The 12,921-nt window shown below is 47.0% G+C and carries 9 protein-coding genes; 5 read left to right on the top strand and 4 right to left on the bottom strand.

Annotated features, from left to right (window positions below; translation table 11 throughout):
- Position 1 precedes the first annotated feature (1 nt).
- Together AAAA73_RS12855 and AAAA73_RS12850 are read left to right on the top strand one after the other, a co-directional pair.
- Complete coding sequence (locus tag AAAA73_RS12855; protein WP_340598787.1) at positions 2 to 1,807, top strand: protein-disulfide reductase DsbD family protein; 1,806 nt, start codon at positions 2 to 4, stop codon at positions 1,805 to 1,807.
- A gap of 159 nt (positions 1,808 to 1,966) precedes the next feature.
- Complete coding sequence (locus AAAA73_RS12850; RefSeq protein ID WP_340598786.1) at positions 1,967 to 6,562, top strand: RCC1 domain-containing protein; 4,596 nt, start codon at positions 1,967 to 1,969, stop codon at positions 6,560 to 6,562.
- 4 nt (positions 6,563 to 6,566) lie between these two features.
- Here the strand turns inward: AAAA73_RS12850 and AAAA73_RS12845 are convergent, their stop codons facing one another.
- The 4 genes from AAAA73_RS12845 to AAAA73_RS12830 all read right to left on the bottom strand — a co-directional run bounded on the left by AAAA73_RS12845 (position 6,567) and on the right by AAAA73_RS12830 (position 9,947).
- The gene (locus AAAA73_RS12845; RefSeq protein WP_340598785.1) at positions 6,567 to 7,913 is read right to left on the bottom strand and encodes an alkaline phosphatase D family protein; all 1,347 of its coding nucleotides are present in this window, start codon (positions 7,911 to 7,913) and stop codon (positions 6,567 to 6,569) included.
- Positions 7,914 to 8,035: 122 nt separating this feature from the next.
- Positions 8,036 to 8,722, bottom strand: a complete 687-nt coding sequence (locus AAAA73_RS12840) for a substrate-binding periplasmic protein (RefSeq protein ID WP_340598784.1) — start codon at positions 8,720 to 8,722, stop codon at positions 8,036 to 8,038.
- Between the two features lie 135 nt (positions 8,723 to 8,857).
- Positions 8,858 to 9,442, bottom strand: a complete 585-nt coding sequence (locus AAAA73_RS12835) for a hypothetical protein (protein WP_340598782.1) — start codon at positions 9,440 to 9,442, stop codon at positions 8,858 to 8,860.
- Position 9,443: 1 nt separating this feature from the next.
- The gene (locus tag AAAA73_RS12830; RefSeq protein WP_340598781.1) at positions 9,444 to 9,947 is read right to left on the bottom strand and encodes a hypothetical protein; all 504 of its coding nucleotides are present in this window, start codon (positions 9,945 to 9,947) and stop codon (positions 9,444 to 9,446) included.
- A gap of 90 nt (positions 9,948 to 10,037) precedes the next feature.
- Between AAAA73_RS12830 and AAAA73_RS12825 the strand changes: the two genes are divergently transcribed.
- From AAAA73_RS12825 to AAAA73_RS12815, 3 genes are read left to right on the top strand one after another with little or no spacing between them, the layout of a single operon-like run.
- Positions 10,038 to 11,087 (top strand): hypothetical protein, encoded by a 1,050-nt coding sequence (locus AAAA73_RS12825; RefSeq protein WP_340598779.1) that lies wholly within the window; start codon positions 10,038 to 10,040, stop codon positions 11,085 to 11,087.
- Positions 11,042 to 11,980 (top strand): pseudouridine synthase, encoded by a 939-nt coding sequence (locus AAAA73_RS12820; RefSeq protein ID WP_340598777.1) that lies wholly within the window; start codon positions 11,042 to 11,044, stop codon positions 11,978 to 11,980. The genes AAAA73_RS12825 and AAAA73_RS12820 overlap by 46 nt, the downstream gene beginning before the upstream one ends.
- A 2-nt stretch (positions 11,981 to 11,982) precedes the next feature.
- Positions 11,983 to 12,867, top strand: a complete 885-nt coding sequence (locus tag AAAA73_RS12815; protein WP_340598775.1) for an EamA family transporter — start codon at positions 11,983 to 11,985, stop codon at positions 12,865 to 12,867.
- The last annotated feature ends 54 nt before the right edge of the window (positions 12,868 to 12,921 follow it).

Raw genomic sequence — 12,921 nt, 5'->3', positions numbered from 1 at the left:
TATGAAAGCAACACTTCAGAAACTCCTCATTATAGTTACTTTCCTTTTCGCTGGCCTTTTGTCTTGGGCTCAAACTACGGCCTCTGAAACAGACCCGCTCTTGGTCGAGACTCAAGTGCTTCCCTATGAATGGAGCCCGGGGCAAGGTGGCTCCCTCACATTCAAACTTAAACTTCCGGCAGGTTACCACGCATATGAGGATCAATTTAAAGTGGTGATTTTTGAACCAGATGGTTTCAAAATTGCGCCGTTCAAATTGGATCCAATCACCAAATGGTATGACAAGTTTTCCAAACGTGAAAGAACCGGCTTGGTCGGCGATGGAACACTGACCGCAAATATCGAAGCCCCGACCCGCTTTCTAAAAAAACACAGTAAAATGAAACTGGAACTGACTTATCAAGCGTGTACGGATCAGTTCTGTTTGTTCCCTACAACGAAAACTTTGGAAGTTCCGATCATCACCCCCATGGTTGAGGGTGAAGCACAAATTCATTCCGCGACGGAATCCCAGGAAAACCCGAGCGGCTTCTTTGACAGCGCTAACTTTGTAAAATACCTGGGATCAAGCATGGTCGCAGGTTTGATCTTTGTTTTCTTTGCGGGAATCTTCACCAGCTTTACTCCCTGCATATTCCCCATGATTCCCATTACACTGGCCGTCCTGGGAAACCATTCTGAAGAGCGCTCCCGTCTGCAGAATTTCTTTACTTCGTGTATTTATGTTCTGGGCATTGCAACCACCTATTCTCTTTTAGGTCTGGCAGCAGCAAGCAGCGGCAGTATGTTCGGTGCTTCACTGGGCAATCCATATGTACTTGCTGTGGTGTGTGTGATCTTTTTGGCGATGGCGTTGTCCATGTACGGCCTCTACGATTTGCAAGTTCCCGCATTCTTACGCAATCGCTTGGGCGGAAAAAAACACAAGCAAAGTATTCTGGGAATTTACCTGACCGGATTGTTCGCCGGAATCGTGGCCAGCCCTTGCGTCGGCCCGGTGCTGGTGGCAATTCTGACTTACGTTGCTTCCACCAAAAACATGTTGTTTGGATTTCTGTTTCTATTTGTCTATGCCCTGGGATTGGGATTGATCTTTATCGTCCTGGGTCTTTCCAATCAATTGGTTAAAACTCTTCCACGCTCGGGTCCTTGGATGGTTTGGTTTAAATTCATCCTGGGCACCTTGATGCTGTCAGCATTCTATTACTATCTGGAACTACTACTGCCCGCTCGTTGGTTTGATGCTTCCTTAGGCCTGGGCTTGGTTATTGTGGCCAGCATCTATGGAGCATTTCTTCCGACCAAAAATGGCGGCACTCCTTTCAAACACATGCAAAAAGGAATCATGCAGGCAGTGCTGATTGTGGGTATTGGCTACATCGTGCTTTCTGTTTTCGATTTACGTCCTTATATTAAAGGACGCATGATGGCCGACAATACCATCAATCAGATACAGATGATGAACTGGCAGCACTATTCCGACGAAGCTTTAGCCCAGGCTATTAAAGATGGCCGCCCGGTCATCATAGACTTTTGGGCCGAATGGTGCGCTGCTTGTCACGAACTAGCCGAGAACACATTCACTGATCCACGCGTGCGCGCCATGGGCGGAAATTTCGTGTTATTGAAATTTGATGCCACCAAAGAAACTGCACAATTAAAAGAATTGAAAAAGAAGTACAACATCCAAGGCCTTCCTACAGTGATTTTCTATAACCCCAAAGGCATTTGGATTGACGCCTTGACGCTGACTCAATTTGAGAAAGCCGACAAATTCTTGCAAAGAATGGATAGGGCTTCAAAGTAGTTCTTTGAAGTCATTTACTCACAAAAACCTTAAGGAACACCCAGAATTCTCCGACAAGTACTCATAATGAGTCAGCGAATAATCGTTTCGGAATGTTTTGGAAAGCTCGCACATGTACTTGCAATCATTGCAGGAAGCGTGATTATTTCGGCTTGTTCCATGACTGCAAAAATCTTTGATGGATTCGGTTCAAAGGCTGCACCAACACTCACTTTCAGTTCGTTGGTCTCGGGTCACAGCAACGCCACAACCTGGAATGTACAACTTACCTCAACAGAGCCACTGGCTCTGTTGACTGCCGCAGACATTCAGGTGATTAATGGCACGATCACAGCGTACACACCTGTGGACGCGACTCATTGGAATATTGAAATCACTCCGTCATCAGAAGGTGCGGTGAGCGTAGCTTTGCCTGCAAGCTTCACCACTGGGCAAACTTCTTCACTTGGAAACGAAGCCTCCAATACTCTGACTTTGATTAGTGATACCACGGCACCTCAGGCAACGATTAGCTACTTGGGGGCAAATCCAACCAACGTCAGCCCCTTGGAAATTGAATTGGTATTCGATGAAGACGTCATCGCACCAACTGCCGCTGACTTCCAAGTGACAAATGGAACTGTCGGCAATATCACAGGCAGTGGACAAACTTATTCAGCCGAAATCACGCCGTCATCAAACCTAACCACAGTCGGCATCCAATATCGCGCCAATCAAACCACGGATTTGGCAGGAAATAACAATATCGTTTCAAACAGTCTGTCTATTGATTTCAATTCAAATCGTCCTCTTCCAACTTTAAGCACGACCGCCGGAACTCACACAAATACTGCGGCGATAACAGTTGATGTGAGCTTTTCTGCTCCGGTCACGGGTTTTGATGCCTCTGATCTGACCCTAACAAATGCAACTGTCACTGGTTTCACCGGAAGTGGTGACACATACAGCTTCACACTAACTGCAACTACACCTGGTGATTTCAGTGCTCGTGTGAACAACAACGCAGCCGTTGATGCAAGCTCGAATCAATCTTCGACTTCCAACTTACTGACTGTTCACTACGACGCCACGGCACCGACTGTGACATTGTCAAAAACAGAATCCAGTCCGACGACTGTTGCTGGCATCACGATTACTGTTACAGCCAGCGAAAATGTCACGGGTCTCGCTCTGGCGGACTTTACAACTACTAACTTAACGTTAAGCTCACTGACCGGCAGTGGGTCATCCTATACATTGACGGCGACCGCTAATGCTGAAGGAAGCGTTTCACTTCAATTACCCGCGGGAGTCGTTGCAGACGCAGCTTCCAACAACAACACAGCATCTAATACTTTGACTTGGTATTACGATACCGCAGCTCCTTCGATCACCATCGCTTCAACACAAGCTCCATCCACGAACACTTCACCGATTGCAGTGACTTTTGAAACCAACGAGGCCGTGACTGGCTTCACTTCTGCTGACGTCTCTGTCACGAATGGTACTTTAAGTAACTTCGTTTCGGTGGACGGCACTCACTGGACTGCGGATGTCACACCAACCGCCGATGGCACTGTCACTATTTCTGTTGCAGCAAGCAGCTTCCAGGATGGCGCTGGGAAAAACAATACAGCAGGCTCCTTAAACGTCAGCTACGACGGCACACGTCCTTCAGTAACATTGACTGGACTGAGTGCTTATTCAACGACATCACCTCTTTCTGTAACTGCGACATTTAGTGAATCTGTCACAGGATTCACAGATGCGGATCTTACCCTGGTCAATGCAACAGCATCTGTCAGCGGCAGCGGTACGACCTACACGATCTCAGTCACTCCTTCTGCCGAAGGGACCTTCAGTGTGACAGTTGCTAACGGAGCAGCCAGTGACAGTTTTGGAAATACTTCCACCGTATCCAATACGCATTCGAGCATTTATGATATCACCCGCCCTACTTCAACGATCACGAGTGACGTTGGTGTCGCGGCCTTTGAATCACCGATTCCACTGACGATTCGCTTTAGTGAAAACGTGACCGGACTAACCAATGCTGACTTTGATGTCGTCGGTGGTTCCGTAGGAACTGTTATTGGCGTGGGAAGTATCTACTATTTGTCATTCTCACCTTCTGGACAGGGCGCCAAATCAATCACACTTAAAACTTCAGCAGTCACTGATACTGCCGGTTGGGCAAATACTGATACTCCATCAAGTTCTGTATTCTATTACGATACAACAATTACGAATCTAACCGTGACAGAAACTGAACGAATTATCGACGAAGACGATGGCGCAGCAAAACAATTCACCATCACTTCTTCGGTTTCAAAACCATATGATATTCACCTGACTTATTCTGTGAGTGGCGACGCGACTTCCGGGGTCGACCACACATTAGCCGATTCCGGCACCATAACCCTGGCTGCGAACACAACAACGGTGGCTGTTCCGTTTACCGTATCCCCGAACGCCAGTACGAATAGTAAGTACTTCCAGATTAATTTCAGCTTCGCAGACACCCCGGTTGCGAGATTCACAAAAAACTATCAAAGTCGTGTCGTGATTAATGACGTCGATAACGCCTCCCCATCCAGCATTTTGAAAATGGCCGGTAAAAAGAAAGTTCGTTGTGCGATCTACACCGGTGGAGTTTTAAAATGCTGGGGTAATAATTACGCCGGCATGCTCGGAACGGGAAGCTCTGAAGCCGGGACAACCGCGCCGGCAGTTGTCAATGCCGGGACCTCATACTCCCACATTGCACCTAGTGAGTGGCATGTTTGCGGAATTACGACAGGCGGAGACCTTCAATGCTGGGGGAACCGATCCAGCTACAGAGTCGGCGACAACAATCCATCTGGAGTAGCGGCGTCTCCTGTCACTATTGGTACGGGTTTTTCTGCTCTGGGAATCGGCGTTAACACAACTTGTGCCGTTAAATCAGGACAAGTCTATTGCTGGGGTCAGAACATTACCACTGCAGGTGGCAGTTGGACCACGCCAACCTTAATTAATCCGGGTGGAGCAAATCCATTTGTTTCCGTGGATGTTGGATATAATTCTGTCTGCGCGCTGAACAACATCAACGAACTTTATTGCTTCGGCGGAAATTCCTCTGGCCAACTGGGTAACGGAACGACAACAGCGGTGGACCCTCCTGCCGCTTCTTCTTCCGCAACAAACGTTTCAAAATTTTCTATCAATTGGAATTTCTCAGGACAATCACATGCCTGCGCACTCAGTACAACGGGAGCGGTCTCTTGCTGGGGTGCCAATAACTATGGCTATTTGGGTGACAACTCCACGACCACCAGAACGTCTCCAACACCGGTGAATGGCAGTGCCACATACACTGATATTATTGTTGGCGCCAGCACGGCCTGCGCGATCGTAGACAATGGCAGCATCAACTGCTGGGGTTCGAACTCAAACAACTCATCCAATATTTCATTCGGCTGGTTGTTGGGAATTGGAGACAGCCTGCTGACGACAACTGCACTGGTACCAACACCTATCTCTGATTCGGCGACATATTCCCAAGTGTCCAGCGGTGAAAGCACATGCGGAGTCACGACAGCTGGTCGCGTGAAGTGCTGGGGTGAAATTGACTTCCTTGGTATCGGCGATGACACAGGAATTTCACGTTGGGCTCCTAGCGAAGCCGATAAGGGGCAAAAGTACAAATTCGTATCTATGGGTGGCTTCGGATGCGGAATTACCACTTCTGACCAGCTGAAATGCTGGGGAAAAAACGTGGATGATTCCGGTGTTTATTGGTCGATCGGCGATGACACTAAACTTTATCGCCCAAGTCCTGTGATGTTGGATCGTGGTCAAACCTACTCCAAAGTGGCCGTAGGAAAAAATCACGCCTGCGGCATTACAACTGATGGGACTCTTAAATGTTGGGGTAGGAACCACAATGGCCAGCTGGGAACTGGGACTTCAGGAGCTTCCTGGGACAAAATCACTCCATTTATCATCGACGGAAGCAATCGCTATACTGACGTGACCGCCGGCAACAACCACACATGCGCAATTACTGTAGCCAATGATTTGAAATGTTGGGGTGACAGCGGCTTCGGCCAGGTAGGACATGGATTTGTAACGTCAGCAGTAGCTATTCCGACCATAATCACATCTGGTACAAAGTATATTTCCGTCAAAGCCGGTTCTTCTCACACTTGTGCCATCACCCAAAGCAACGACATGTACTGCTGGGGTTACAACTCCTATAATGAAATCGGCGATGGCACCAGCACTCAACGAACTTCACCAACTCTGGTTTCCGGCGGTTTGAAGTTCACCCATGCCGCTACTTCCTCAGCATTCGGATCCGCGGCGTCCTGCGGACTTGCAACCGATCAAAAGGTTTATTGCTGGGGCTCCCATTTTCACGCGACAAACGGTACGGGCTCAAACAGAACCACTCCAACTGAAATCACCGCTAGTGCAGCTTACAGCGACCTTGCGGGCAATGGTGTGAACATGTGCGCAAAACGTGTTTCTAATAATGCGTGGTGGTGTTGGGGAACGAGTGATAACGGCACCCAAGGCACAGGTGGTAACGGTACCGGAAGCAATTCCTACAATCCGACTGCGGTTTTGGGTGGCGAAAACTACTCGGTGGTCGGCGTCGGCCGCAATGCCAGCTGTGCAGTGGCTCCGGATGGAACTTTGAAATGCTGGGGTACTTCGACAAACTTCCCGGATCATAGTATCTTCCATTCTTGGTACACGCCGATCGACGTGACCAAGTGGATTCAACCGTAAAAACCTAAACGGTGATCTGCGCGGTAAAATTGACTTTGCTTTGCGCAGAACAACAATAAACATTCGCCGCAAAACGATCTGACTGATAAATCGAATCAATCAACACATAGTTTTGCTTGGTAGTGATCATCATACGACGCTCATGTTTAGAGATAATATCTATACCCGGAAAGCACTTGGAGTGCAGACCACTCGAAGTAACTTCATAAGTTTGGTATCCCAACATCGCTGATTCAATTCGTGAAACCTCGCTGAAATGAACGTCTCCCGAAGCGAAGACGACTTTCTTGCCGGTCGCACGCAAAGCTTTCATAAAGCCGTCAAACTGGCCCTTATGCTTGGACATGGATTCCTTATAAATCATCTGTGGAAAGATCTGGCTGCCATTCATAATCCAAGTGATGCCATCAAATGATGAAATCATCTCCAAAGCCCATTCCTCTTGCTCACGTCCCCAGTGCGCGTAACGATCCGGAGATTCTTTTTTCATTCTCCAGCTACGATCATCCATCAGAATAAATTGATGCTGGCCTGCGCGCAGAACCGAAGAAACACCCGGACCTTGAGCATAACCTTCAACGTGTCCCTCGCCCTGTGCAAAAAAGGAAAGGAAGTTGGCCCGTGAAGCTTGAATATACTCTGCCGAGTTAGAGTTCGCATCATCCCCAGAGAAGTCGTGATCATCCCATGTTGCCAAAATCGGAATCAGACGTTTTGAGTAATATACTTCCAGTATGCGACGGGCCTCGCTGTGACGAACCCACAACCGGCGCGGGTCGCCGTCCTTGAACTCACTGCTTCCTTTGTCGCAATAAACCGTATCTCCGACAAAGAATATAATATCCGGATTCTGCTCAAACATATTGTGCCAGATTTTAGGTTCATGGCGGCTTTCATCCATGCATGAGGCAATCGCATAGCGCAAAGTCGGTTTGCTTAAATCCAACATTTTGAATTCGCGACGCTCGATGACCGCATCTTTTGCATCCAGCAAATCCAAAAAGAAAATCTCTCCCAGACGAAGATTCGAGAAAAAGACTTTCGTAATCGCATAATTGCTAAACGTTTGGGTGATCTGTTCGATCTTATCGGGTTGCCAGATGTTTCCGGTCTGATCGCGAGCCACGGCATTAAAGTTCAAACCTTTATGATGCTGAATGGAGAATTGAGTTCGTGTGGCATCCGTTACACCTTGAAGAATTGAAGGCGTTCCGCGCATCACATTCTGAAAAGGCAATCCATCAGACGTGAAGGATTCATGTCCCCCATTGGCCAAAGCAGGTACACTGACAGTCGCGGCAATAGCTTGAGTCAGTCCTAACTTCAAAAAGTCACGACGAAGAAACTCCATCCCAGATCCTCCAGTACAATTCATTTCAATGTGCTTGAATTAAATTGGACCAAGGCTTTGCAAGGAAGACAAGCATTCCAAGTCAGAGTCCTGTCAGGAAGCTATTGAGATTTTGTTAACTTTCAGTTTGCACTAGATATGGCTTTATTGAATTTCTTAATCACTGCATCTGGCACGCTCATTGTGCACATCAAATATCGATAATGTGGTCCTTTGAGGTCATCGGGCCTTAGCACCACAAATTCCTTTTCTGGAAGTTGAAGCTTTTCAACCAGGTGTTCAAACTCACGCGCCGGCAAAAAAGTATAATCCGCTCTCCCGGCAAGGATAATATCGAAAATCTGTTTTAGGTCCGAATTCTCAACGCTAATCAAAGGTGTTTTGTATTTCTCGATCAAACTATCGAGCACCTCGCCAAACGAAAACTGCGAACGCCGCAGCACCTTGAGACTGGAATCTTTCAACAGATCTTCCGCGGAAGGAGTTGTGGGTTTAACGCTGCCTTTGTGTCCCACGACAATCCAGGGTCCATCTTCACAAATGGGCTCTGAAAACTTTAAAGTTTGTTCACGCTTCACGGTTTTTAACCAGGCAATCGAGCAAATTTGCTCGCCACTTTCAAACTGCGCGATCTGTCTGAAAAATGGTGTCTCAACTTCTGTTACTTCAATTTTCGCTTTTTTAAATGCCGCCACGGCAACATCTCCACAGGTTCCAGAAAGCTTACCCCATTTTTTTTCTATATAAGGCGAACGCTGACGATACCGAAGCGCGATGGGACGATGAGATTCGGCAGCCGCCGCCCCCAAAGAATCAATGGCTAACAGTCCAAGCAGGATAAAAAGAGCAAGACGCATTCATTACTCTTAAGACAAAAACTCCCATCGAACACCTTACCATTTAGCAAGAACGCAAGCATTGTTCCACCGTATACTGAATCCATTCTAGCCAAATGGAGACTTTCGCCAAAGCACCCATCCCCGCTGTGTCATCCAATGGCTCATAAAAATAAAAACTGGAAGACTGATGATCAATGTCATCAGAGTGTCCGCCAAGATCATTTGCAAATAGTCTTGCAAAAACTGCTGCTCGGTAAAAACCCCACCCAATGTCAGCACCGCCATTAAAATATAACTGCCAATTACATTCGGAATCACAAATGCCATAAACCAAAAATAAAAAAGGGCTCCTGCGCGCTTAAGATTTCGCTGATATATTTTTAGATACTTCCAGAACCACCAACCCAAATAAACTTTAAGCATCTCCGCTAAAGCCAACAGAATGACTCCAGTCGAATCCAAGTGAGTACCACTCATCGAACCAATTAAACTGGCAAGCCCCGCACCCAAGACAACACGAGGCCCCCACCACAACACAAAGACCGAGCCGACGAGATAAGGAAGATAAATAAGGTAAAATCCAGGCTGTATAAAAACAAATGGCCCGGTAAACCGAGCCATTGTCTGAATGATGATCGGAGCGACCCAAGTCCACCAAGGAATTTGGCGAGTCAGCTCCTGTTTTTCCATATTACAGGCGTTTTAAGCGGGCGATTTCCATTTTCGCCTCGTTAAGGGCCGTTTGGCAGGAAATCATTTGTGCCTCTTTTTCAGACAAAAGCTTTTGCAGGTGATTCATACGAACCTCGAAGCTTTTGATGATGTTATTATGACGATCCACCATCTCCTGAACCTTCAAATCCAGGCTCTTACGCTCGTTCACACGCTGGGAAAGCTGTGTGATTTTTTGACCAGCTTCTGTCGCCAGGCCATTGTGGCTTTGCTCCAGACGAGTCAGTTGCTGCTGGCTGCGATCAAACTTGATATTTGAGCTTTTGATCAGCTCGTTGACCGTTGAAACGATCTTGTTCATTTGGTCGGCCAAAGCCTGATTTTGAGCTTTCAACTCGAAAATCTGACGGTCTGTGTTCAAATAGTTAGTACCCGTAGAACCCATGGAGGAGGCTGTTTCCAGGCCGGAGCTCTTGCTGATCTTCTTTTCACCAAATAATTCGGGATTTAATTCTTTATGCATAAGCCGACCCTCCTTGGGTACTGATGTGACGCTCTTAGAAACATCATATTTTTTCTGGACAGAAAATTCAAATGTTCATACGTTAGGCCCATGTTAAAAGTCGGCCAGCTGCTGAAGTTCGTTTCAGATCTAAATCCCCAAAATACGCCCACGCGTTTGTCATTTTATAACTTTTTAAAGGGGTTTCCGCACGCCGACGATTCGTTAACGCCGGAATTGATCGAAATGTTCTTCAATTACTGCATGGATTACCCGCATTGGGCTTCCAACAAGCAGCAATTGGGTCACGAAGTTCAGTTCCTGTTGGAAAACTTCAACCGACTTTACCAACAAAAATTCGACCTTTCCCCGATCCGTTTCCCGCAAAACATGCAAATCATTGAGATTGAACACTTCGCCGACCTAATTGACGCGGTGAGTTCACACGTTAAATCCCAATGCGAGGAAGGCGACAAGTTCCGCATCCTTCCGGATCAAAACAAAAGAGTCGTCGCAATCGTCTTGAGAGCCGACAAATCTTTGGAAGTTCGTACTTTTGATCGTAAATTCACGATTCGCGGCGGAACTTTAGAACCTCTTCGCAAGGATCTGGTTCTTTACTACAACCCTGAATTGGAGCTGAGCTCTCATCACGATCATAAAATCGAAGTGGCTCCTTACATCACGGCTCAATTCCGCGTAAGTAAAGACAAAGTTTCCGGCGTGCTTTTGCGCGGTTACGTTTTCCAAAAACTGATGGAAATCAAAAACGAGCCTCTGCAAGATCAGACTCGCATTTTGTTCCCTATCAAACGCTTGGAGCAATTCTTCATCGACCGCCGTACAGATCCTTACTATCAGGATCTGATCAGCCAGCTGGAGAGAACCTGCAATCTGGTTCAACAGGGTGATGTCGAGGCCGCAAAATGGTCTTCCATCGTCTTGGGCAAGGCCGATACAGCCCTTGAAAACGTGTTTTTAGGGGATAAATTACTCACTTTATTGGCCCGTGACCTCCGTCACGCCCTGATTGAGGCCAATCGCAAGAATAACTCCTCATCTGCCCTCAGCAGTGATATATTGATCACTCAACAATTACCTGAGGCTGATGAAGAATGTCTGAAGATAACACCTCTCAAAGAGTTAGACTTAATAAACTAATTGCCGACAGTGGCTTGGCTTCCCGCCGCCACGCCGACAAAATGATCGAAGAAGGCATGGTCACAGTGAACGGCAAGCGCGTGTACGAGCTTGGCGTGAAAGTAGACCCTCAGCACGACAAAATCCTGGTTGAAGGCAAGCCTCTTCGCAAACCACTTACTCAAAAACTTTATCTTATCTTCAATAAGCCAGCTGGTGTTTTGACGACAATGGACGACCCTGAGGGCCGCCCAACAATCGCTGAGTACCTTGGTGATGTTCCGTCACGCGTATTCCCTGTGGGTCGTCTGGACTGGGATTCTGAAGGTATGATTCTTTTGACCAACGATGGTGATTACGCCAACAAAGTGGCGCATCCAAAAGAGGAAGTAACGAAAACTTACCTGGTTAAATTGGATGGCAAACCAGAGCCTCGCCACTTGCAAAAACTGAAAGATGGCGTGTCCATCGTTGGCGGTAAAGTTTCTGCCCGTCACATCGAAAAAATTAAAAAATCCGGCGACAACAAATCTGAAAAGTACGAATGGTACAAAATCGTGATCACTGAGGGTAAGAACCGTCAGATCCGTCAGATGTTCGCAAAAATCGGTTTCGACGTGATGAGACTTCAACGTGTATCCATTGGTCGCTTGCGCATGGGTGCGATGAAAGTTGGCGAGTTGATGTTCATCAATGACGTAGCTGCAAACCGTGTGTTCTTGGCGGATGATCCAGAAGACTTAAAAGTTAAAAAGAATTCTTATAAAGGCAGAGCTCCGGCTCAAAGAGCGGCAGCAGATGCCAAGAAAACAGCTGCTGAAAAAGAAAAAGCTCGCGAGAAGAAAATGAGCGCCGGCAAAAAGAAATATGCTGGTGGTAAATTGATCGCTCCTAAAGGTCCGAAAAGAAAATAATTATGAACAACTTAAACCCACGTCTCCGCGGAATTATAGAGATTTCCATTGGCAGCGTGGGTTTTGGTTTTTTAGGCGTCTTTGGTAAAACCGCCTTTAACTCCGGATTGAATGTCGGAGAATTCCTGACCTACCGATTCACACTGGCCGCGATGTTGATGTGGATCTTCATGCTCCTGTTCCGACCTCAATGGATTCGACTTTCCTTAAAACAGATTTTAATTGCGGCTTTATTGGGAATTTTCGGCTACGGCTTGTTTTCCACTCTGTATTTCACAGCTGTGGATGGACTGAGTATCACTTTGGCAGCCCTGCTGCTTTACACCTATCCGTTCTGGGTAAACGTGTTCTCGCATATTTTCACTCATGATAAAATTTCCCGCAACGAAGCTTTGTGCCTGGCTGGGGCCTCTGCAGGATTGATCATGTTATTATGGGGGCACATCGAGGTTCGCAATGCCTGGGCTGTGCTTGCCGGTCTGCTTTCTGGAATCAGCTATGCTATTTATGTTTTGGTTTCAGGCAGAGTTCAGAAAAACGTTCGACCTGTTACTTCCAGCCTGTACGTCATCACTTTTGGCGCGATTGCACTGGCCCTGTTCCATCATCCGCACTTTGAAAACATCCCGCATCTGACTTCAACTCAAGCCTCAGCTATTTTTGGAATTGCCATCATCTCAACAATCATTCCTCTGACTCTGGAACTGGCCGCTTTGCAAAAGTTGAAGAGCTCTGAAGTCGCATTACTGATGATGATTGAACCGATCACCGCAGCCATCCTTGGAATGTTCATTTTCAAAGAGTCCCTCACTTGGTTGCAGATGACCGGAGCGCTGATTATTTCCATGATGCTAGTCATAAATACCCGCCTCAAAGCGAGACCTTGATTCTGTTTCATTAAGCCTATGATATTTCCACTCGCATTCGGGGTTTGAAACTAC

Origin of the sequence: Bdellovibrio sp. GT3, assembly GCF_037996765.1 — a bacterium.
Taxonomy (GTDB): domain Bacteria; phylum Bdellovibrionota; class Bdellovibrionia; order Bdellovibrionales; family Bdellovibrionaceae; genus Bdellovibrio.
Note: the sequence above shows the minus strand (reverse complement) of the source record. Positions and strands in the feature narration are given on the sequence as shown.